Raw genomic sequence first — 20,305 nt, 5'->3', positions numbered from 1 at the left:
ACTGCTCCCACACTTTTGTGTTGGAGCAGTATTTTTGTCAACTGTATATCTGTTGTTTTGTGCTATTAATATTCAACCATTACCTTCTCAATTTATAAATCCGCACATTTGATTTTCTATGCCCACAGCAATAAAATTGTTGTGGGCATAGAAAAGAGGTGAGGAATTGAAGCCTAAAAAATTAGGTCGCCCTGTATCTGAAAATCCGAGAGATATAATCGTCAAATTCCGCATGGACAGCAAGGAAATCAAAACGCTTGAGGAATGTGCCAAAAAGCTGAACATGAGCCGTTCTGACGTTATCCGTCAAGGGATAAGTAAGATATATGCAGACCTTAAATAATGAAGGAAGGGGCGACACTCCAGCTAAGAAGAACGCCCACTTCCCCAGCCGCAACCATCACAAGGATAGAATTGGCGTAAATATTATACCATGCGCCGGACTTTCTTTCAAGATGGGTTGTGTAAATTGTTGAAAGGAAGAAAAATAATGAGTTATATTGATGAAATCTTTACAAGGCTTGATATTCAGCACATCAGAGAGTTTTTATTGCACGGTACAGAGGAATGTAAAATCAGCAAGCAATCATACCATGACCGCTTAAGAACAGCTGAAAAAGCTGCAAACAGCTTTTTGCGTTCGTTCTATTCAAGTGATGATGAATACGAGCAATCGGCAATGCCTGTGTTCAACTATGTCAGTGCCACTCAAGAGGTGTATATGGAAATCGGCTTGCAATGCGGTTTGCTACTTGCCATGCAGATAAACCGAAATACGCAGACAGACAACGAGAGGTAAAAAGTTATGAGTAAATCACATTGTAACGGCAGACACAAGCAGACAATACGATTTTTGAAATGGATAAACCGTTATTCCGGCTGGTGGTATCTTATTTGTACCCCGAATGACGAACATATCAACAACAGCATTATACAAACCATGATTGAACAGCTTGCCAAAGAGGAACTATACGAAATCATATTTGTATTGCTCATGGTGCATAGGAATGAGGAATGTGTAAAAAGTACCACACAGGCTATGTTTAATGAAATGCTGATAGCCGAGTGGAACGCCGGAAACAAGGAAAAACTGATTAAATCCATGATAGACCATTTTGAATAACTAGCCGAAAGAGGATTGCCGAGCGTGGCAGTCCTTTTTCTTTTTTAGCCGGTAATCAGCACAAAAACATAAATAAATTGTATTAAAATACTGCTCCCACACTTTTGTGTCGGAGCAGTAAATTTATGTTGAAAGGAAGCGAAACAATGTGTTAAAAACGACCCCGGCACAGGCAAAACGGATTCATAGGTTGGTCAGGAAAGCGTGTTGTAACTTTTATCACGGTGACTGCTTGCTCCTCGATGATGGTGAAAGTCATAAGTGCGTGCAGCTCATCAGTATCCACGGAATTTATTGCAACTATTTTCTCAGTGCCGTTCTACCAGCCGAAAAAGAAATGTACGGTGAAATCTGTAAAAACCAAAATTTAACCGCTACAATGCAGCAGAAAGGAAACGACTATGAAAAACTATAACAACCGCATTATCATCGGCATCGATCACGGCTACGGCAACATCAAAACGGCAAACTGCTGTTTCAAAACAGGTGTCACCGTTTACGACAAGGAACCGACTTTTAAGGAAAATCTGCTTATCTGGAACGATAAGTATTACCTTATCGGTGAGGAACACAAAGAGTTTGCCGCCGATAAAATGCTGGACTCAGACTATTATGTCCTTACCCTTGCGGCGATCGCAAGAGAGCTTAATATCTGCAAAACCTACTGCGCTGATGTGTTCATTGCCGCAGGACTACCGCTGACTTGGGTTAGTGAGCAAAAAGAAGAGTTCAAAAAGTATCTTCTTCAATTTGAAACGGCAGATTTTACGTTTAAAGGTAAGGAATATCACATTCGCATTGTGGGAGCTGATGTTTATCCGCAGGGATTTGCCGCTATTATCAATAATCTCGATGAATTTAACGGCGTAAATATGCTCTGCGACATCGGTAACGGCACGATGAATGTCATGTATGTAAACGATAAAAAGCCTGATTCAAAAAGATGTTTTACCGAAAAGTTCGGCACGAATCAATGTTTACTTGCTATTCGGGAAAATGTTATGCGTGTTCATCACGCTGCAGTGGATGATTCGGTCATCACTCGTGTTCTCCGATTTGGCACTGCGGATATTGATGAAAGCTATCTCAAAATCATTACCAGCACGGCGACAGAATATGTCAGCGACATTTTCCGCAGGCTCCGTGAAAATGAATACGATCCAAAATTGATGCGATTATATGTTGTCGGTGGCGGCGGTTGCCTTATCAAAAATTTTGGCAGTTACGATAAAAGTCGGGTCGTAATCAATGACGATATTTGCGCTACTGCCAAAGGGTATGAGCGGATGCTTGAAATGAAGCTTATTCGTAGTGGTGGGAGTGTATGAAACCCAAACGAATCAGCGTTCGTTTTAATTTGGAGAATGATGTTGACCGCAAGGCTTGGGAGTATTTACAAGGTGCGGAAGGTTCTAAAAATAGCGCTGTTATTTCTGCTATCAATACCTTTTTCGAACCGGATGCTACCCCTATTGCTGATGTTGTTCGGCAGACTATCAAGGAATGCTTTCAAAATGTCGCTGTTATGCAAACCAAAACAGACAAAAAGCCGGATACCCTTTCAGAAGACGAAAACAATTTGCTGGATACGCTTGATGAGTTTCTTGGCGGCTGATGGCATCAAAGTAATGCCACATTTTGGATAGCCAATTACACTTGTGGCATTATTGTGGCATCACTATTTATGAAAGAAGGGACAAGTTATGCAACCCAAAAAAGGATACGAAAAGCACGATGAATATACGGACTTAGCACTGTCTTATACCGTAACAAGCAGGGAATCTGTAAGTACAGATTCCAATTTCAAGCGGCTTGAATAGCCGCTTTTCTTTAGGGTGAACCCTAAAACCCCTTTGAAATGAAAGGAACTATTTCTATGAATGAAATTAAAAATAACAATCTTTATATTCGTGTAAGCGATAAAGAGAAAAAGCGTATTGAAGCAATAGCAAACAAATCCGGGTTGTCGGTTTCTGAGTATCTTCGCCAACGTGCATTTAAATATGAGCCGAAAGCGGTCTTGCCGGAGGATTTCTATAAATTTATCGGTAAACTGGATGTGCTCTGTGATTCCAATTTTTCAGAAGAAACGGAAAACAAACTTCTTGAACTATTAGATGAAATCACCACAGAATTTATTCTGCCGAGAAAAGAGGCGAAATAAGTGGCAACCACTGGGTTTTGGCCTGTTAAAGGCAGCCTGAAAGATGTTATAGAATATGCCCGCAATCCGGACAAAACCACTGCAAAAAAATTCCTTGATGATGATTTGTTTAAAGCACTGCGTTATGTTGAAAACGATGACAAAACCGATAAGCAAATGTTTGTAAGTGGTATTAACTGTAACACCAAACAAGCATATGAGCGAATGATGGCAACGAAAAAGCGGTATGGCAACCGAGGAACTAATGTTGCATATCATGGTTTTCAATCTTTTAGAGAAGGAGAAGTTACTCCGGCAGAGGCACATGCTATCGGCATGGAAACAGCAAGAAAAATGTGGGGCGATGAGTATGAAATAATCGTTACAACACATTTGAACACAAACAAGCTTCACAATCACATGGTCGTGAACTCCGTTTCTTTCAAAACCGGACGGAAGTTTGAGAATCATATATCCGACCATTACCGTTTACGTGAAATTTCCGACGCTGTTTGTATAGAACATGGCAAATCTGTTTTGAAAGATGCGCCGTTCTACGGCGGCGAAAAAGGCGCTTATTGGATTCACAAAAACGGCGGCATGACGCACAGGGATATTTTGAAACGGGATATAGAATCGGTTTTGAAGTTTTCTCGTAATTCGCAAGATTTTCAAATTCGCTTGAAAGCACTTGGTTATCAGTTTATCCGTGGTGATGACAAGTATCAACATCTTTCTGTTAAAGCGCCTGATTGGAAAAAGTCGATTCGCTTGGACAGTCTTGGATATACAAAAGCTGTAATCAATTCTCGCTTTGATAAAAATCGTGAAGACAAGTATTTCTTTAATATTCACACTTACAAAGCGCCATATAAACCAAAACAGTTTCCGTTACTTGAATTGGAGAAGCGGCTAAGCTGGGAAATTGACCATTCAAAAGATGGTGTTGTAGTTTTGGTTGACGTTATCTTTTATATCATCTTACAATTGATATTGCTTGCTAAAGAATCGCCGCCGGAGCAGCGCAGTCAACCGCTATCGCCGTCAATCCGTATGGAAGTCACCAAGCTTCATCAGATACAAAAGGAATATACGCTCCTCGCCGTAAATGAAATTCATTCGGCTGAGGAGCTTTTTTCATTTGTGGGTGGTATTTCGGGGCAGATAAAAACGCTGGAAGCACAGCGGCAGCAGTATCGTAATCAAATTCGCCGTTGCCATTCGCCGGAAATAGAAATGGAGCTAAAACAAAAATGTATGGATATATCCAAAAAAATTAAACCGTTGCGTGACAAACTCCGCATCGCAGAAAGCATTACCGAGCGTTATCCCAAATTACAAAATTTATTAAAAACCGAGCATCAAATGGAAAAAGATGCCCTACAAAAAGAAAGACAAAGAGGTAGATAACATTATGAAAAATGAAAAAACCATATCATCGGTAAATATTCCGATTGAAAAATTGCATCCGTTTGAGGAAAATCCGTATAAGGTGCTGGATAATGACGAGATGAATATGCTGACCGACAGTATTCAAGAACATGGAATTTTGAATCCCATCATCGCCCGACCGATTGAAAACAAAACAAATGAATATGAAGTAATCTCCGGTCATCGGAGATTACACGCAGCACAAAAGGTAGGAATTAACGAAATTCCTGCCTTAATTTATGCCTTGGATAGAAATGCGGCTGTTATTGCACTTGTGGATTCAAATCTGCATAGAGAACACATTTTGCCATCTGAAAAGGCTAACGCTTATAAGCTCAAAATGGAGGCTCTTAATCGGCAAGGCGAGCGGACAGATTTAGCTTTGTCGCAAGTTGCGACAAAGCTCGACACCGCTGCTGAAATTGGCAAGCAGTCTAACGAAAGCCGTGACCAAGTATTCCGCTATATCCGCTTGACCAACCTTATCCCGGAAATTTTGCAATATGTTGATGACAGCAAAATTGCTTTAACTCCGGCGGTTGAGCTTTCTTTTCTCGCCAAAGAAGAACAAACCGCTTTATTAGAAACTATTGAGTCAGAGCAATGTACACCGTCGCTTTCACAGGCTCAACAAATGAAAAAGTTATCACAAAATGGGTTGCTCGATATGGATGCAATTTTCGGTATTCTTACTGCCGAAAAAGCCAATCAGAAAGAGCAAATCAAGTTCCCATATGAACGACTAAAGCAATACTTTCCAAATAACTATACTCCTCAACAGATAGAAAAAGCAATTCTAAAACTTTTAGAAGACCGAAAACGAAACAAGGAACGAAACAACGCTCGATGATTTGCATGATTGCAGATTATCGGGCGTTTTTTAATTGGAGGCACATTTTGAATAATATTGATGAATGGGGAGCGTTAGCAGAATTTTTATCTAACATGATTGCTAAATATTCAGATGTTTTAGAGATAGATTCAATGCCGGATCCTGATATTAACAAGATAAGTACTGAAAAAAATGCAACGACGAGTAAGATTTCAAATAACAGTATTGCAACAAAAGAAAAGGCGTGATATAATAATCGTGAACTAATAGTCCAAACTACACCTCGAGATATTAAGTCTTGAGGTGTAGTTTAAAAAATAAAATGCCGAGTGGTGACCAATATGAAAGCCGAAAAAGTTAAAGTATATACATATACAAGAGTATCCACCGCAATGCAGATTGACGGTTTCTCTTTGGATGCTCAAAAAGCGAGAATGAAAGCATTTGCTGATTTCAATGGATATGAAATTGTTCATGAATATGAAGATGCAGGCAAATCTGGTAAATCAATAGAAGGCAGATTAGAATTTGGGCAAATGATTGAAGACATTAAAATGGGGAAAGATGGTGTTTCATTTGTTCTTGTCTTTAAATTATCCAGATTTGGGCGAAATGCGGCTGATGTGCTTTCTACCTTGCAAATTATGCAAGATTATGGTGTAAACCTAATTTGTGTGGAAGATGGAATTGATTCCTCAAAGGACGCAGGTAAATTGATTATATCGGTGCTATCTGCTGTCGCCGAAATTGAACGTGAGAATATACGCATACAGACAATGGAAGGGCGCATTCAAAAAGCTCGTGAAGGTAAATGGAACGGTGGGTTTGCGCCTTACGGATATAAACTCACTGATGGAAAATTAGAAATCAACGAAGAAGAAGCCATCGCCATACGTGTAATTTTTGAACAATACATCAAAACTGATACCGGTGCTAACGGCTTGTCAAAATATCTTGAAAATCACGGCATTAAAAAAATCCCAAGGCAAAATGGGAAAAACCCTCTGTTTGATGCCTCATTAATTCGCAAGATACTTAAAAATCCGGTTTATTTTGGAAAAATTGCATATGGGCGCAGAAAAACTGAAAAGGTACACGGAACAAGAAATGAGTACCATTTGGTGGAGCAGGACGATTATCTTCTTGTAGATGGTGTGCATGAGCCAATCATCTCAGAAAACGACTGGAAAGCAGCGCAGGTTAAACTTATTTCACAGGCGAATAAATATGAGCATGTCAATAAATCAAAAGATGAGCGGATACATCTTCTCTCCGGTATTGTAAAATGTCCCATCTGTGGTGTTGGTATGTTTGCCAACAAGAGTATTAAATATAAAAAAGACGGGACAAAATACAAGGATTTTTATTATTATGGCTGCAAGCACCGCAAAATGAACCGTGGGCATAAATGTGATTTTAATAAGCAAATTCGTGAAGAACTTCTGGACGACGCCGTAGCTGAAGTCATTGTAAAGCTCGTCAGCAATCCCAAGTTCGCAGATTTAATGCGTTGCAAGATAGATATGCAAGTGGATACTACTGCTGTTGAGCAAGAGATTGCAAACTATGAAAAGCAGATACGCCAGTGCTACTCAACAAAAGGAAAGCTGATAGATGAAATTGATTCGCTGGACGTTGAAAACAAACATTATTCCAGAATAAAAACTGATTTTAATGAGCGTTTATACAAAATATATGATAAGATTGAGGAACATGAATCGAGGCTTATCGACGCTAAAGCGAAAAAGAGAGCCATTGAATCAGAAAAGATCACAGGCGACAACATCTATAAGATTTTAATTTATTTTGATAAGTTGTACGCCAATATGAACGAAACAGAGAAACGGCAACTGATAGAGAAACTCATCTCTGAAATTCAAGTATATGAAGAACGTCAGCCAAACGGACAATGGCTAAAATCCATCAAATTCAAGCTCCCAATCATTGAACATGATATGGATTTAAGTTTGGACGACAATACACACGTTGAGACTATTGTGTTGCTACAACGAGCAGATATGTAGAGATCCTTTATTTCAAGCACATCGTATTTACTGGTGAGGGTGAAAAAATCAGAAATAAAGTAATTAAGGACTATATAAATGTTTCTGTAGTAATTGATATAGAGGGGAATCCGGGAAAACGGAATGTATATATCAGTGAAGCAAAGCCGGAAAAGAAGGCTCCAAGATGTTTAGGTTGGCTGGAGGGTGAAGCCAAGAAGGAATGGAAGCGGATGGCAAAGCAGTTAGAGCAGCTTGGTATTCTGACGGAGATTGATATGGCGGCTTTTGCAGGATACTGTCAGGTATATGCCAGATGGAAAGAAGCAGAAGAATATATTTCCGAGCATGGGGCGGCGATGAAAGCACCGTCCGGGTATTGCCAGCAGGTTCCCAAGGTGTCTATTGCACAGACTTATCTGAAAATCATAAACCGGTTTTGTGAGCAATTCGGCTTGACCCCATCGGCACGGACCCGGATTGTGACGGACAACGGGGAGAATAAGAAAAGTGATACTATGGAGCTTCTGCTGGTGAAAGGGGGAAGCGGATAGTGTTTGAAGAGGCGAAGGCACGGCGGACGGTTGAATTTATTAACTGCCTGAAACACACCAAGGGGCGGTGGAGAAGCCAGCCGTTTGATTTGCTGCCCTGGCAGGAAACAATTATCCGGGATGTGTTCGGAACGGTAAAGAAAAATGGGTTCCGTCAGTATAATACGGCCTATGTGGAGATTCCAAAGAAGAATGGGAAATCGGAACTGGCGGCGGGAATTGCCTTATACATGACTTGCGGTGATGGTGAGTGGGGAGCGGAGGTTTATGGCTGTGCTTCCAACCGGCAGCAGGCCAGTATTGTGTTTGATGTAGCCGTTGATATGGTAGACCAGTGCCTGGCATTGAAAAAGCGGATCAAGCCGGTTATGTCTGTGAAGCGTCTGGTTTATAAGCCGACAAACAGCTTTTACCAGGTGCTTTCAGCGGAGGCATATACGAAACATGGCTTGAATGTCCATTCTGTTATTTTCGATAAGCTGCACAGCCAGCCGAACCGGGAGCTGTTTGATGTTATGACAAAAGGTTCTGGCGATGCAAGAACACAGCAGTTATTCTTTCTGATTACCACGGCTGGAACAGACCGGCATTCGGTGTGTTTTGAACAGCATCAGAAGGCGGAGGATATTATACTTGGCAGGAAGATTGACCCAACTTTTTATCCAGTCATTTACGGGGCTTCGGATGATGCAGACTGGACTTCCGAGAAGGTCTGGTATGTTTCTAATCCGTCACTGGGGCATACCATTGATGTTGAGAAGGTGCGGAATGCTTATTTGAGTGCCAGGGATAATCCGGCGGAAGAGAATCTGTTCCGGCAGCTTCGCCTGAATCAGTGGGTGAAGCATTCTATCAGGTGAATGCAGATGGAGAAATGGGATGCCTGTGCATTTCCGGTAGATGAGCAGGATCTGATTGGCCGGGAGTGTTATGGTGAACTGGATTTATCCAGTTCCATTGATATCACAGCATTTGTACTGGTGTTTCGGCCAAGAGATGATACGGAGAAGTATGTTATTCTGCCGTATTTCTGGATTTCGAAGGAGAATATGATTCAGAGGGTGCGGCGTGACCATGTGCCTTATGATGTATGGGCACAGCGGGGATTTCTGGAGACAACGGAAGGAAATGTGATGCATTATGGCTTTATTGAGAAGTATATAGATGAACTGGGGAAAAAGTTTCATATTAAAGAGATTGCATTTGACCGCTGGGGAGCGGTGCAGATGATACAGAACTTAGAGGGATTGGGATTTACAGTGGTTCCTTTTGGACAGGGATTTAAGGATATGGCACCGCCGAGCAAGGAACTAATAAAGCAGACTCTGGAACAGAAACTGGCTCATGGTGGGTATCCAGTGTTCCGGTGGATGATGGATAATATTTTTGTTCGCACTGACCCGGTGGGAAATATCAAGCCAGATAAGGAGAAATCTACGGAGAAGATTGATGAGGCGGTGGCAACAGTTATGGTACTTGACCGGGCAATTCGGAATGGCAGCAGTTCGGGAAGTGTGTATGATGGAAGAGGGATTCTAGTATTTTAATAAATCAATACAGAGGATGATACAGCATGGATATAAATTTTGATTTTCGTAATGATAGCAAATGTGGTGATCCTGATACGGACAGCCCTAAACTGTATCAAACCCATAAATTTTTATGGAGCAAGATGTTACCTTGTGGAAAGGCTTTTGATTTGGAAGTTGTAGGCAGTAGTTATGGTAGATTACTGCTAAAAAGCGACTTCGGTAACCTATCTAGCGATAGAATGTGCCCGCATTTTGACGGAAAGTATAATGGAAAATTTGACCGCTGGCTGCCTGACTCTGAAAGAGAAGAACTAAAATATAAGGTCCGCACCATTGGAGGTCACATTGTTTTTCCTGCGCACAAGAAAAATGGGTTTACAATAAATCAAGCTAGAGGAGTAAATCGACTGATATGCGACAGATTCGATTTAACTTTGGAGTGTATTAGACGTTTTTATCAAGAGGAGCAAAGCCCGCTTTATGATACACTTATAAGATACAAAAAATTTTTCGATTTATTTGTTGATTTCAATGGGTACATTGATTTTTTCATGTTGCAGGATTTTATAGATGAAAAACAACAAATTAACTTTTCCTTGCCATTTGACGATTTTAATCGATTGGCATTACCCTTAACAATCGAGGAGTATAAACAATATAAAGCTTGTACCATAGATTTAGTGAATAACAGAAACAAAAGATTAGACGTTTTTTTGAAAATTCCAGTTTGTCGGTCAGTAAATATCAATTAAGCTATTGAACCAGAATTTGGTCGAGAGAAATACTGATATGGAAATAAGATGTGTTAGAGTTGACTGCATCTCACTCACGGGCTTTCGCCCTATGAAAAGATCAGATAAGAATCGCTTACATGTGAGCATGGTGCATCTTCTTATCCGAGCTTTTTCGCACTGCTCATTGCTTGCGCAAAAAAAAATCGTTTTTCTTATAATAATATCACCAGTAATCATACATTTAAGGGGCTGCCGGGAAATAGACAGTTTGAAATGGGGAAGGGTGTGCCCACTGTCGGTCACACCCTTCCCTTAATTATATTCTGAAAAAGAAAAAAAGACGGCTAACGACAACCATCTTTTCCTCCGTTACATGTTATAATGTAACTATGATTAAACAAGACTATTATAACGATTTTGGAATTAGGGCAACAGAAAATTAACTTCAGTTTCTTCGAATTGCATTTTCCCGATGACGATCCAGTCTATACCCTAAAAAAGTGATGGAGGAATTAGATTTTCCATTTACTATACAAATGACTGCCCTTTTACAGCAAAATATATTCCTATCATAGAACGGTGTGCACTGGAACATCATGTACCCCTTACAACGATTAAAATTGACAGCCAAGAAAAGGCACAAAGTGTACCGTTTGCATGGACAAATTTTTCACTGTTTTGTAATGGGGACTATGTTACGAATGAAATACCATATGAGAAAAAATTTCTTGCAATCATTGAACAGATAAGGAGCGTTGAAAAATGAGATTAGACGGATTTGGAATCATGGTAGACGATATGCCGACAATGGTGCGATTTTATCACGATGTGCTTGGCTTTGAAATTAAGGAAGATGAAAACACATCCAATATATTTTTAGAAAAGGATGGTACACTTTTTCTGCTTTATAGAAAATCAGATTTTGAGAAAATGACAGGCAGGAAATTTTCTTATGTGAAAGGAATCAATGGTCATTATGAAATTGCATTATCTGTTTCAAACTATGTAGAGGTGGATAAAGTGTTAACTTCCAGAAATTTTCCGCCTAAATAACTAAATCCTGCCACCAGTCTTAATGCTAGTGGCAGGATTTATTTTTATTCTGCTTTTGCAGAATCGGTATTTAGGAATGCCAGTATCTCTTCATAGGAACGGCCGCTCTTCTCAACAGCAGCAATCAACTCCTCTTTTCTGATGGCATCTCTTTTGTTCAAAAGCTGCTTCAGATTTGCAGTTGCATCATCATGTTTTTTCTTAGTGGCAATCACATCGGCATCAGCCTTTTCGATTTTCTCATCCAGTGCATCCTTGCTGTTTTTTCTCACTCTTGCCATTTTCACTTTCCCCCTGATTTATTGTTTTATTTCCTCTAATTCTTTACTCAGTTCAGTTGCACGATATTTTATATAGTCCGCATCCAACCCAAAGGCTTTCAGGATTGCCTTCTGATTCGCTGTAACGGCGTGATCTAAACGATATACATTATCCAACTGTCGCACCATTTCTATTTTTTCCAGTTCCTTAAGGGCTGCTGGCACCGTCATATAATTCGGTTTCTTTTCCAGTTTCTTCATTTCATTCTTTAAGCAAGTATATATCCGGCACCGAATGATCATCCCCACAAATTCAACAAAGATCTTGGCCCTAGCTGATTCTTCTGTGTAAACACGCAGACTCTTATTTCCTAGATAGGATTTGTCTCCACGGAACAACTTTTCCGAAGCATCACGACTCTTATACAGTTCAATAGCCTCTTTTGCAGACATTTTTTCGGACGTTATGATGCAGAAATAGCCCGAAAGGTTAAGTTCCCGTTCAATGATACCGGCCTTTTCTTCCGGGAGTAAAAATGTATGGCTTTTCTCATCATAATGAAGGTAGAAATACTTTTCAAATCCCGGCCCAAACTCCTTTGCTTCATTGCTATGTTTTTTCAAAAACATGGTCATCTGATTGATCCTTGATTCAAGGCCTGTCCTTTCGGAACTCTCTTTGGAAATACTATGGTATAAATGGAAGTAACGGTCTTTTTCATCCGTTACATAAAGCTTTTTCTTAATGGTGATTCCATACACTCCATAGTCATAGATATTATTGGCCCTTTTACTTTCAAACTTACCCTGATTCTCAAGTACTAATTCATTCACAAAAGTGGCCATCCCCTTAACCATAATTACAAAGCTATAGCCGCATTTATCCATGTACTGTATATTTCCGCGGCTAAAGTAACCACGGTCAAGGATGAAGCCAATCTTTTTATAGCCATATCCGATGGCTTTATCCAACATGAACTGCAGTTGGGATACATCGTTGAGACTCCCTGGATATTTCTCATAGAATAACGGTTCCCTGTTATTCGTATCATAAGCAACCGCGTAATTAAAAATCGGCACACCCATATCAACCTTGGGATGTCCATACTCAACCATCTCGATGTCCCCGGCCTGACAGTTTTTGTTCGTCGAATTATAAGAAATATAGATTTTTTCCCTGTGGTCCCTGGATTCATTCCAGGTATTTAAAAAACCAACGCTCTGGTCGTCAGTAACGGAACTCAGGAAATCAGAAACGGTTACATCACTATACTGTTTCATTCGGTATGTAAAAAGTGGGTGATTGTAAGCATAATCCGGATAGTATTGTGCTGCATTGTTTTCTGTAACGATGGAATAAACGGCAAGATCCAGGAAAAGCCCCAGTTCCTTTTCATCAAAGTATGCACTAAGGATTTCCAGAAGATTATAATCATTTATAATCTTACGGATGACAAAATATGCCCCTACCCGGAGACAGCTGCTGCGAGATATTCTGTTTTTTTCCTCAGGAAGTTCCGCATCGGGGAAATATTTCAAAAAGTTTTGATTTGGCTGCATCAGAGCAGCATCAGCCTGTGATTGCTTCCCAATGGTAACCCTTTTGGGGAACGTATATTGTCTTTCTGGATCGTAAATTCGGTCGTATTCATACACCACATACACTGCATTATTCTTTTCTCTCAAAGTGATTTTCCCCTGAACAGACGGGATTCTTACTAAAAAATCAAGATACATTTCGGTTCTCCTTTTAGGTATATACTCACCTAAATTTATTGTGCCATAAAGCCCGACCTTCTGCAATTAAAATGTGCAGAAAATCAGGCTTTTTTATGTGCTTTTCTGCCCAAAATCCCCTTTAGGCGGAAAAATTGTAGGAAGTTAACATTTAAAGAATACCGGGAATGGAAACGTAACCTGGCCTTGTTAGAATTTGAGTTAGGTAGGTTCCAGGGAATTCCATATGAGGACGTTATCGAGAGCCTGTGTTTTTCAAAGCCACAGGGTGAGCGTATACAGACCAGCGGTACCTCCGATAAAACAGGAATGACCGCCATGGTTTACAGGCAGGTAAAGGAAAGGCTGGATGATGAGTGGTTCGATTTTTTGCTGGGACGCTATAAACAGATTAAAGAAGAAATGGATTTCCTGGAATATGCCATTCGCCAATTGAGCGGGCGTTTGCCTGAGATTATATGGGATATGATTATAGAACAGGCAAGCTGGCAGGAATTAATGATAAAATACAATGTAAGCCATGCCATGTTTGGAAAGTACAGGAAGAAAGCCGTGGAGGAACTGAAACGGATTTATGAACTGCGGGGGCAGCAGACAGAAGCATATTTTCTGAACTGAAACAGCTCCTGAGACATTGCTGTTTCAGGAGCTGAAAACTATACTTGTGAAAGATGGGATACTGCATCTTCCAGCGTGGCTGTAAAAAAGATGTCTTTCCCGTGATTACTTTCATAGATGAAATCGTGGAGGGGTTTGCTTGTATAGTGGGAGTAATCCCCTACAATAGCAATTTTGATTCCGTAATTTATAAACTTTTGCAAGATCTCCCCGGCAAGGCAGGCGCTGAGTTTGAAAAAGTCTTCGCACACGGATGATTTGTCCAGAATGATTCTGGTACATTGGGTTTCGTATTGTACAGTTGCCATTAAGTCTAAGGCACTTTGGGTATCGGTAATCAGGAGTTCTGCTCCGGTAATCCGTGCCATTTGTATTCCGTTGTTTTGAATTATTTCTATCTTCATTTTAATCTCCATTCCGCGCGCCTTCGGGCGCGGCACAAATAGTAATGAAAGATTTTCAAAACCTCTACTCCATGAGATAATAGCTTTAAGAAGCTACACTACAAAGCACGGGAGGAGGAGTTGTAAATTCTTTCTCGTTTTAGACAGCATTTTAATCAGTGTAAGTTCTGCCTTTTCAAGCACAAATAAGTGGCTCTTCGAGACCGTACACTAAGAATTGTTTTAACGCCTTGGTTAAATTGTGTGGCAGTTCAGTCAATGGCTTCTTATCTTTTTTACGAAAGGAGTATGACTATGAAAGTTACTTACTTAACCTGTTGTGTGGTGTCGATGTTCACAAATCATTTCTCGTTGCCACAATCATCAAGACTACTGGTGGTTTTGAACCTTCTTATCAGAAAAAACGTTTTTCCACCTTCAACAACTCAATTCTTGAGTTCAAGCAATGGCTTCTTGAAAATGACTGCTCTGATGTCTGCATGGAATCCACTGGTAAATACTGGGTCCCCGTCTTTAATCTTCTGGAAGATCAAATCAATGTCACCATTGCCAATCCAAAATGGGTAAAAGCTGTGAAAGGCAACAAGGATGACACAAAAGATTCTAAATGGATTGGTGATTTATTTCGTCTCGGACTTGTAAAAGGCAGCTACATCCCTTGCAAAAAAATACGTATTTTACGGGAGTATACAAGGTATCGCTATAAGCTGATTTCCTGCCGTTCCAGTGAAAAAAATAGATATCAGAATGCACTTACTGTTTGTAATGTCGCACTGGATTCCGTTGTTTCCGATATCTTTGGGAAGTCATCCACATCCATTATTGACTACCTGCTTGAGCAGTCTGACAATTCTATCAATCATGAAGAAATCGCATCAAAACTTCTTAGACGTCTCAAATCCAAAGAAGATGCCGTGGTTGAATCCATTGAAGGATACCAGATGACTGATCCCCAAAAATATCGTATGCGCCTTGTCCGTGCACATATGGATTATATCACAGCTGAAATCAATGATGTAGACTCTATGATAGAATCTATGATTTCTTCTGATCCTGATTATGAAAATGCCATCCAGTTTCTAATGACTATTCCGGGTGTTAAACGTGCTAGTGCAATCACTATCATCTCCGAAATAGGTATTGATATGTCTCAATTCTGTACCTCAAAACGTTTGTGCTGTTGGGCCGGTTTAGTCCCTGGCAGTAACGAATCTGGTGGTAAGAAGAAATCTGTTCGAATCACACGTGCCGGAGTTTACCTCAAACCTGCATTAGTACAGTGTGCTCATGCAGCCGTTAAATACGAAAAGTCTCCTTACTACAAAAAAAAATATGAATCTCTTGCAAAACGCCGTGGCAAGAAAAGAGCCATTGTTGCTATCGCTCGAATGATTCTTACCGCAATCTACCAAATGTTATCTACTGGTGAAGCGTGGAATCCTAGCGACCTTTACAAAATCGATATGCCAGAAGCCTTAGTTGAAAAACAAAAGGCGAAGGCTATCAAACAAGCAATGAAGCTATTAGAACGGGAGGGATTATATCCTCCGCTAAAAGAACCTCTGGCTTCCTAATTATCATAAATAATCTGTTTTTCAAAAGCTGCCATTTTTGACAGCTTGTTTAAGTGCGCCACTTTTTGGCTGACCTCTACTTTCTTTCACACTATCCTTTATCTCCTTTATTGTGTGTTTTGAATCTAATTTAGTAAGTCAGAACGGGCATCTTTATTATGTCCCATGTTATCACCACCTTTCAAACAATATGAATCAGTAAACTGCTATTATGAAAAAAACCACATGAGTAAAGGGTTACTTTACCGATGTGGTTTCTAAAAATGTATTTATAAGCCACATGGATACAACACGATAAGCGTCCATATCCATGAATGAATTTCAAGGATAGAACGCTAACTATCTGCGGCTTCTTCAATTCTTTTGCGGTTTATAAAATACATGATCATTACCTGCTTTTTTGATATGGAAATTAAATTATCATAAAAAGAAGGTAAAGTCAAATATTTTTTGTGTTTTGTTTTTGGTAGACTAAGTGTAGACAATGAGTTGATTGAAAGTTTACCGGATCCTGTGCTATGATTAAGCTGCGAAGAAGTGTAAGGAGTCTTATGGATTTAATTCCATAAGGCTTTTTTTCATGCCTTGGCACTGGCAGGGACTTATCCTTTCACCCTGCCGTTACATATGGAAGGAGTGAATTCATATGCCGAGAAAGCCGAAGAAGCCCTGCCGGTATCCGGGATGCCCGAATCTGACAGAGTCAGCCTATTGTGAAGAACACAGCTATCTGTATCAGACAGAGCGTGCCGGAGCATCAGAGAGAGGTTATAACGGACGCTGGCGGAAAGCCAGGCGCAGGTATCTGAAAGAACATCCGCTGTGTGTCCGGTGCCGGGAACATGGGAAGCTGGTGAAAGCCACCGTTGTGGACCATATTATTCCGCACCGTGGAAATGAAGAATTGTTCTGGGATGAGTCCAACTGGCAGGCACTGTGTAAGAATTGCCATGACAGAAAGACGATGACGGAAGACCGTTATCAGGAATATAAATACTGACAAAGAAAAGCCTTGGGAGGTTCCCAGGGCTTTTCCCTGTTCTGGTAAATGTTCTCTGATAAGTATAAGATTTTTGGATATTGCTGTAACACCCAATGCAGTGATTTCAATTTCGGAATCATCCATTTTAATCTTTGTTCTCGTAAGTAAGGGATGGCTCGCAAACCATGGCTGGGGTGATGTGGATGCAATTCTCCTCGTAAGAGACTTCAATCGTGTCCCCGATGTGGAAACCAAGAGCTTCCAGCCATTTCCCTTCCATAGAGATTTTGGGTGTCTCGATATAGGAGCCGGTTCTCCCCCAGACGTTACTGCTTTGCCTGGTGCGGAAAGAACAAAGGATTTTCAGTTTTTTTGTTTTCATAAGCGCCTACCTCCTTTTATTTTGGTAGTGCCATATTAAATCTGATTGCTGATATTATCCAGTCAATTCGGAGGCATAAGATGCACAAAAAACATTGTGGAATATTGTAAGTTTTGTGACAGCAAAACATGAAAAAGCACCCTGACTGGCAGGATGCTTACTATAGATCGTGTTTTGTTCTACGATGAGAAGCTTCTTGATATACCTGATTATCAGCTCTAACGGACACAACGATAATTGTCATCACACTATTTCGCTCTTCAATAGAGTAAACAACACGGATTCCGATGCCACGGAATTTAATTTTAAAAAGTCCAGCCAGATTTGAGCCATCTTTGTTGCCAAGTGCATTTCCGTATCCTCCCTGATAAATAGAAACTGGGTTCTGGCTGACCTTTTGGATTCCCTTGGCAACTTGGGGACGGATAGAATTATCCAATTTTTTCATATCATTCAGTGCTTCAGGCAGGAAGTTGATTTGATAGTTCATTCGATTTCCACATCCTCCGCTTCGTTAAGTTCGGTCTCGGAAATTCCAAGGTCAACCATTGCATCGTTAAAAGTTACTGTGCGTTCCATGCCGCCATTAGCAATACGCTGCTGTGCAAGAAGCAGATGTTGATAGTCTTCTTCAATCTCAGCCAGGCGTTCATATTCCTCTGGTGAAAGAATGACGGCAGAAGGAGCATTGTTTTTCAGTACAACAAGCTGGCGTTCTGTACGCAGTCTGTCAAAGATTTTGGAAGCCTGCCCTTTGTTAAATTGAGTGATAGAAATGAGACTGTTTAAAACATCTGTAGTGATAGCCATTTACGATTCCTCCTTTCTCTATGATTACTATTAGTATATGCGGAAAAACAATTATTATCAACACAATATTAGAAAATTTATAGATAAATTATAATTACTTTTAATTGTAATAATTTTTAAGGGGAGGGGGAGTCCAAATCTCCAGAACCCCGTCCCCTGCAAACCGCCGCCCCCCCAAGACGTGAATTTTCGCAGAAACCGTCAGGGGGGGATAGGATAATAGGTGCCTTTTTGTACATAAACATATGATTTCCGCTGAATTGCTTGGAGGGGATTTTACCAAAAAGTACCGGAAATCCATGTTTTGAAGATGGGAAAAGTAGAAAACATTATACTTTTCCCGGCTTTTCTGTAAGGAGGTTCAAAAGAAATGACAGAGGTGCAGGGAACCAGAATCCGGGAACTGCGGATGAAAGGATTAGGCTACCGGAGGATTGCCACGGAGGCAGGGCTGTCCCGTGACATTGTCCGGAATCACTGCAGGAGCAAAGGAATGGTTGGATACGCCGTAGCTTTGGAAAAGAATGTATTTGAACAGATTTCCCTGGGCAAAGCCTTCCTGTACTGTGGAAAGGAGATGGAGCAGCCGCCACCGGGCGTCCGAAGAAGTTCTGTTCGGAAACCTGCCGGAGACGATGGTGGAGGGCACACCCGGAGATTTCCGAGCAGAAGGATACCGCATTATACACGATGACCTGTGTGCACTGTGGCAGGGAGTTTATTTCCTATGGAAACCGAAAACGGAAATACTGCTGTCACAACTGCTACATCAAAGACAGGTTCTGAAGGGAAGAAGAGAATGGAGTTTCGGAGAATTAAAATCAAGGACCTGGTACCTGCTTCTTACAATACGAGAAAAAAGCTGAAGCCAGGGGATAAGGAAATGATTTCTATCGGAACCTGGTACAGGAACTGGGCGCTGAACCAGCTTTTCAAAAACCCACAAACTTTCGCATCATTCAGGAAGAGATCATCCGCCTTTCTGTAGAAAAACGTAAGACTCCTGTAATCATCATTGATGAAGCCAACTATATCAATAATGCCATCCTCATTAGTGACAGCAATAAGGCAGATCTCATTACAACAGACATTGTGATGAAGGCTGTCAATGACTGTGAACTCGGTTAGGAGGGTTTGTATGGGTCTTTCTTATAAATGTCATGGTACAAAGTATATGAATCCATCAAGCTGGAATAGTGAAATCACCTTTCTGAATCGTTCTACATACATTGAAGTTCACATCAGCGCTCGGGGGAGCACATTTCATACGCTTATTGGTGTCCATAGCTACGGTAAATTTCTCTGTGTCCCTAATTGGGGGATTGGTACGGAACTTGCTGAACTGTCCGACCGTTTCTGGAATATTGAGCGTCTCACAACGGTATATCCGGACATATCTCAGGTAGATGCTATAAGTATCGTAGATGCGCTGGTTGAACTGTCCAAACATGACTATACATAAATCAGAGGGTGGGGCTTCTCACTCTCTTTTAATCTGCATAAATATTTTGGGGGAAGAAATAAAGTGATGAATCGACTCCTTACAATCTGCATTCCCCTCTTTGAACTATGCAACTGTTGCTTCATTTAATCTGAAAAAAGCTGCAAAAGACAATGGAAAGAAAAGACCACTAGGCATACCAACGGTGTTGGATAGAGTGATACAACAAGCCATTGCACAGCCAATCATAGAAATATATGAAGACATATTCAGTGAATATAGCTATGGATTCAGGCCTAGAAGAAGTTGCCACGATGCAATAAAGCAAGCACTTGACTATCTTAACGAAGGATATGAATGGGTAATAGATATTGATATAGAACAATTCTTTGATAAAGTAAATCATGATAAATTAATTCAAATTCGGTAGTGTCAAATGATTTATGAGAAAACCGAGTCAAAAAAGAGGCTCAAACGAACCTTGAAAACTGTAGATATTGATAGCGAATAGCTCTCCGAGGGCTTAGGGCACTGCCCTAAGTACCCGCAAGGGACCAGTCCCTTGACCCGATACGGGCTTTGCCCGAACCCATCCTCGCCGGAAGGCAGGAAAAGGGCGCAGTTGCCCCTTTTCTGCTAGAACAGGATAATCCGTGAACCTTATGTCAAGAAACTTTCGCGGCATATCCTCG

At 40.7% G+C, this 20,305-nt stretch carries 27 protein-coding genes and 3 pseudogenes; 24 read left to right on the top strand and 6 right to left on the bottom strand.

What is annotated here, in order from left to right; genetic code table 11:
- Positions 1 to 166: 166 nt before the first annotated feature.
- The 17 genes and pseudogenes from KNL20_RS10330 (at position 167) to KNL20_RS10260 (ending at position 11,405) form a co-directional block, all read left to right on the top strand.
- Positions 167 to 343 (top strand): ribbon-helix-helix protein, CopG family, encoded by a 177-nt coding sequence (locus KNL20_RS10330; RefSeq protein WP_230397673.1) that lies wholly within the window; start codon positions 167 to 169, stop codon positions 341 to 343.
- Positions 344 to 490: 147 nt separating this feature from the next.
- Complete coding sequence (locus KNL20_RS10325) at positions 491 to 799, top strand: hypothetical protein (RefSeq protein ID WP_230397672.1); 309 nt, start codon at positions 491 to 493, stop codon at positions 797 to 799.
- Positions 800 to 805: 6 nt separating this feature from the next.
- Positions 806 to 1,123 (top strand): hypothetical protein, encoded by a 318-nt coding sequence (locus KNL20_RS10320; RefSeq protein WP_230397671.1) that lies wholly within the window; start codon positions 806 to 808, stop codon positions 1,121 to 1,123.
- 148 nt (positions 1,124 to 1,271) lie between these two features.
- Positions 1,272 to 1,538 (top strand): cysteine-rich VLP domain-containing protein, encoded by a 267-nt coding sequence (locus KNL20_RS16385; RefSeq protein WP_230397670.1) that lies wholly within the window; start codon positions 1,272 to 1,274, stop codon positions 1,536 to 1,538.
- Positions 1,525 to 2,451, top strand: coding sequence for a ParM/StbA family protein (locus tag KNL20_RS10310; RefSeq protein WP_230397669.1), 927 nt, complete (start codon positions 1,525 to 1,527; stop codon positions 2,449 to 2,451). Before KNL20_RS16385 ends, KNL20_RS10310 begins: the two co-directional genes overlap by 14 nt.
- Positions 2,448 to 2,738 carry a hypothetical protein gene (locus KNL20_RS10305; RefSeq protein ID WP_230397668.1) on the top strand — a complete coding sequence of 97 codons (291 nt, stop codon included), beginning with the start codon at positions 2,448 to 2,450 and terminating at the stop codon, positions 2,736 to 2,738. Before KNL20_RS10310 ends, KNL20_RS10305 begins: the two co-directional genes overlap by 4 nt.
- A 261-nt stretch (positions 2,739 to 2,999) precedes the next feature.
- A complete protein-coding gene (locus KNL20_RS10300) occupies positions 3,000 to 3,287 on the top strand; it encodes a plasmid mobilization protein (RefSeq protein WP_230397667.1) in 288 nt (95 codons plus the stop codon).
- Complete coding sequence (locus KNL20_RS10295) at positions 3,288 to 4,676, top strand: relaxase/mobilization nuclease domain-containing protein (RefSeq protein WP_230397666.1); 1,389 nt, start codon at positions 3,288 to 3,290, stop codon at positions 4,674 to 4,676.
- Between the two features lie 4 nt (positions 4,677 to 4,680).
- Positions 4,681 to 5,547 (top strand): ParB/RepB/Spo0J family partition protein, encoded by an 867-nt coding sequence (locus KNL20_RS10290; protein WP_230397665.1) that lies wholly within the window; start codon positions 4,681 to 4,683, stop codon positions 5,545 to 5,547.
- Between the two features lie 47 nt (positions 5,548 to 5,594).
- The gene (locus KNL20_RS10285; RefSeq protein ID WP_230397664.1) at positions 5,595 to 5,777 is read left to right on the top strand and encodes a hypothetical protein; all 183 of its coding nucleotides are present in this window, start codon (positions 5,595 to 5,597) and stop codon (positions 5,775 to 5,777) included.
- A gap of 93 nt (positions 5,778 to 5,870) precedes the next feature.
- Entirely contained in the window at positions 5,871 to 7,553 is a 1,683-nt protein-coding gene (locus KNL20_RS10280; protein WP_230397663.1) for a recombinase family protein, read from the top strand.
- 2 nt (positions 7,554 to 7,555) lie between these two features.
- Positions 7,556 to 8,086, top strand: a complete 531-nt coding sequence (locus KNL20_RS10275; protein WP_331468362.1) for a phage terminase small subunit P27 family — start codon at positions 7,556 to 7,558, stop codon at positions 8,084 to 8,086.
- Positions 8,086 to 9,633: pseudogene (locus KNL20_RS10270) on the top strand (terminase large subunit). Before KNL20_RS10275 ends, KNL20_RS10270 begins: the two are co-directional and overlap by 1 nt.
- Positions 9,634 to 9,659: 26 nt before the next feature.
- Complete coding sequence (locus KNL20_RS10265; protein WP_230397662.1) at positions 9,660 to 10,370, top strand: DUF6994 family protein; 711 nt, start codon at positions 9,660 to 9,662, stop codon at positions 10,368 to 10,370.
- 371 nt (positions 10,371 to 10,741) lie between these two features.
- Positions 10,742 to 10,873: pseudogene (locus KNL20_RS16445) on the top strand (transposase); the annotation flags it as partial.
- Positions 10,864 to 11,118 (top strand): YoaP domain-containing protein, encoded by a 255-nt coding sequence (locus tag KNL20_RS16380; RefSeq protein WP_408637511.1) that lies wholly within the window; start codon positions 10,864 to 10,866, stop codon positions 11,116 to 11,118. The pseudogene KNL20_RS16445 and the gene KNL20_RS16380, both read left to right, overlap by 10 nt.
- Positions 11,115 to 11,405 carry a VOC family protein gene (locus KNL20_RS10260; RefSeq protein WP_331468165.1) on the top strand — a complete coding sequence of 97 codons (291 nt, stop codon included), beginning with the start codon at positions 11,115 to 11,117 and terminating at the stop codon, positions 11,403 to 11,405. The genes KNL20_RS16380 and KNL20_RS10260 overlap by 4 nt, the downstream gene beginning before the upstream one ends.
- 44 nt (positions 11,406 to 11,449) lie before the next feature.
- Here KNL20_RS10260 and KNL20_RS10255 read toward each other — a convergent pair whose 3' ends face one another.
- Both KNL20_RS10255 and KNL20_RS10250 read right to left on the bottom strand, forming a co-directional pair.
- Positions 11,450 to 11,686 carry a hypothetical protein gene (locus KNL20_RS10255; protein ID WP_230397661.1) on the bottom strand — a complete coding sequence of 79 codons (237 nt, stop codon included), beginning with the start codon at positions 11,684 to 11,686 and terminating at the stop codon, positions 11,450 to 11,452.
- Positions 11,687 to 11,704: 18 nt separating this feature from the next.
- Entirely contained in the window at positions 11,705 to 13,402 is a 1,698-nt protein-coding gene (locus KNL20_RS10250; RefSeq protein ID WP_230397660.1) for an IS1634 family transposase, read from the bottom strand.
- A 186-nt stretch (positions 13,403 to 13,588) separates the two neighbouring features.
- Between KNL20_RS10250 and KNL20_RS10245 the strand changes: the two genes are divergently transcribed.
- On the top strand, positions 13,589 to 14,020 hold the full coding sequence (locus KNL20_RS10245; protein WP_230397659.1) for a hypothetical protein: 432 nt from the start codon (positions 13,589 to 13,591) through the stop codon (positions 14,018 to 14,020).
- A 38-nt stretch (positions 14,021 to 14,058) separates the two neighbouring features.
- On the opposite strand, the gene KNL20_RS10240 is transcribed toward KNL20_RS10245, so the two are convergent.
- Complete coding sequence (locus KNL20_RS10240; RefSeq protein WP_230397658.1) at positions 14,059 to 14,424, bottom strand: DUF4180 domain-containing protein; 366 nt, start codon at positions 14,422 to 14,424, stop codon at positions 14,059 to 14,061.
- Positions 14,425 to 14,718: 294 nt separating this feature from the next.
- Here KNL20_RS10240 and KNL20_RS10235 point away from each other — a divergent pair.
- Together KNL20_RS10235 and KNL20_RS10230 are read left to right on the top strand one after the other, a co-directional pair.
- Positions 14,719 to 15,998 (top strand): annotated as a pseudogene (locus KNL20_RS10235) (IS110 family RNA-guided transposase).
- 646 nt (positions 15,999 to 16,644) lie between these two features.
- Positions 16,645 to 16,998 (top strand): HNH endonuclease, encoded by a 354-nt coding sequence (locus tag KNL20_RS10230; RefSeq protein WP_230397657.1) that lies wholly within the window; start codon positions 16,645 to 16,647, stop codon positions 16,996 to 16,998.
- 127 nt (positions 16,999 to 17,125) lie between these two features.
- On the opposite strand, the gene KNL20_RS10225 is transcribed toward KNL20_RS10230, so the two are convergent.
- From KNL20_RS10225 to KNL20_RS10215, 3 genes are all read right to left on the bottom strand, one after another.
- Complete coding sequence (locus tag KNL20_RS10225) at positions 17,126 to 17,362, bottom strand: SymE family type I addiction module toxin (protein WP_230397656.1); 237 nt, start codon at positions 17,360 to 17,362, stop codon at positions 17,126 to 17,128.
- Positions 17,363 to 17,522: 160 nt separating this feature from the next.
- A complete protein-coding gene (locus KNL20_RS10220; RefSeq protein ID WP_230397655.1) occupies positions 17,523 to 17,852 on the bottom strand; it encodes a type II toxin-antitoxin system RelE family toxin in 330 nt (109 codons plus the stop codon).
- Positions 17,849 to 18,172, bottom strand: a complete 324-nt coding sequence (locus tag KNL20_RS10215) for a type II toxin-antitoxin system Phd/YefM family antitoxin (protein ID WP_230397654.1) — start codon at positions 18,170 to 18,172, stop codon at positions 17,849 to 17,851. Before KNL20_RS10215 ends, KNL20_RS10220 begins: the two co-directional genes overlap by 4 nt.
- Positions 18,173 to 18,542: 370 nt before the next feature.
- On the opposite strand from KNL20_RS10215, the gene KNL20_RS10210 reads away from it, so the two are divergent.
- From KNL20_RS10210 to KNL20_RS10195, 4 genes are all read left to right on the top strand, one after another.
- Positions 18,543 to 18,866: a hypothetical protein gene (locus tag KNL20_RS10210; RefSeq protein ID WP_329957459.1), complete on the top strand. Its 324-nt coding sequence runs from the start codon at positions 18,543 to 18,545 to the stop codon at positions 18,864 to 18,866.
- A gap of 33 nt (positions 18,867 to 18,899) precedes the next feature.
- Positions 18,900 to 19,160, top strand: coding sequence for a hypothetical protein (locus KNL20_RS10205; RefSeq protein ID WP_230400135.1), 261 nt, complete (start codon positions 18,900 to 18,902; stop codon positions 19,158 to 19,160).
- Between the two features lie 150 nt (positions 19,161 to 19,310).
- On the top strand, positions 19,311 to 19,634 hold the full coding sequence (locus KNL20_RS10200; RefSeq protein ID WP_230397653.1) for a DUF6618 family protein: 324 nt from the start codon (positions 19,311 to 19,313) through the stop codon (positions 19,632 to 19,634).
- A gap of 100 nt (positions 19,635 to 19,734) precedes the next feature.
- Positions 19,735 to 20,043, top strand: coding sequence for a reverse transcriptase domain-containing protein (locus KNL20_RS10195; RefSeq protein WP_331468163.1), 309 nt, complete (start codon positions 19,735 to 19,737; stop codon positions 20,041 to 20,043).
- Positions 20,044 to 20,305 lie beyond the last annotated feature (262 nt).

Source organism: Novisyntrophococcus fermenticellae, assembly GCF_018866245.1.
GTDB classification, from domain to species: domain Bacteria; phylum Bacillota; class Clostridia; order Lachnospirales; family Lachnospiraceae; genus Novisyntrophococcus; species Novisyntrophococcus fermenticellae.
This window is presented reverse-complemented; position numbering and strand designations above follow the sequence as displayed.

Bases quoted from the DNA above. Each gene is read 5' to 3' on its own strand.
- KNL20_RS10305 (WP_230397668.1), top strand. From the start codon at position 2,448: ATGAAACCCAAACGAATCAGCGTTCGTTTTAATTTGGAGAATGATGTT.
- KNL20_RS10290 (WP_230397665.1), top strand. From the start codon at position 4,681: ATGAAAAATGAAAAAACCATATCATCGGTAAATATTCCGATTGAAAAA.
- KNL20_RS10320 (WP_230397671.1), top strand. From the start codon at position 806: ATGAGTAAATCACATTGTAACGGCAGACACAAGCAGACAATACGATTT.
- KNL20_RS10280 (WP_230397663.1), top strand. From the start codon at position 5,871: ATGAAAGCCGAAAAAGTTAAAGTATATACATATACAAGAGTATCCACC.
- KNL20_RS10260 (WP_331468165.1), top strand. From the start codon at position 11,115: ATGAGATTAGACGGATTTGGAATCATGGTAGACGATATGCCGACAATG.
- KNL20_RS10220 (WP_230397655.1), bottom strand. From the start codon at position 17,852: ATGAACTATCAAATCAACTTCCTGCCTGAAGCACTGAATGATATGAAA.
- KNL20_RS10325 (WP_230397672.1), top strand. From the start codon at position 491: ATGAGTTATATTGATGAAATCTTTACAAGGCTTGATATTCAGCACATC.
- KNL20_RS10250 (WP_230397660.1), bottom strand. From the start codon at position 13,402: ATGTATCTTGATTTTTTAGTAAGAATCCCGTCTGTTCAGGGGAAAATC.
- KNL20_RS10215 (WP_230397654.1), bottom strand. From the start codon at position 18,172: ATGGCTATCACTACAGATGTTTTAAACAGTCTCATTTCTATCACTCAA.
- KNL20_RS10205 (WP_230400135.1), top strand. From the start codon at position 18,900: ATGGAAACCGAAAACGGAAATACTGCTGTCACAACTGCTACATCAAAG.
- KNL20_RS10225 (WP_230397656.1), bottom strand. From the start codon at position 17,362: ATGAAAACAAAAAAACTGAAAATCCTTTGTTCTTTCCGCACCAGGCAA.
- KNL20_RS10255 (WP_230397661.1), bottom strand. From the start codon at position 11,686: ATGGCAAGAGTGAGAAAAAACAGCAAGGATGCACTGGATGAGAAAATC.
- KNL20_RS10300 (WP_230397667.1), top strand. From the start codon at position 3,000: ATGAATGAAATTAAAAATAACAATCTTTATATTCGTGTAAGCGATAAA.
- KNL20_RS10230 (WP_230397657.1), top strand. From the start codon at position 16,645: ATGCCGAGAAAGCCGAAGAAGCCCTGCCGGTATCCGGGATGCCCGAAT.
- KNL20_RS10265 (WP_230397662.1), top strand. From the start codon at position 9,660: ATGGATATAAATTTTGATTTTCGTAATGATAGCAAATGTGGTGATCCT.
- KNL20_RS10200 (WP_230397653.1), top strand. From the start codon at position 19,311: ATGGGTCTTTCTTATAAATGTCATGGTACAAAGTATATGAATCCATCA.
- KNL20_RS10240 (WP_230397658.1), bottom strand. From the start codon at position 14,424: ATGAAGATAGAAATAATTCAAAACAACGGAATACAAATGGCACGGATT.
- KNL20_RS10310 (WP_230397669.1), top strand. From the start codon at position 1,525: ATGAAAAACTATAACAACCGCATTATCATCGGCATCGATCACGGCTAC.
- KNL20_RS10210 (WP_329957459.1), top strand. From the start codon at position 18,543: ATGACAGAGGTGCAGGGAACCAGAATCCGGGAACTGCGGATGAAAGGA.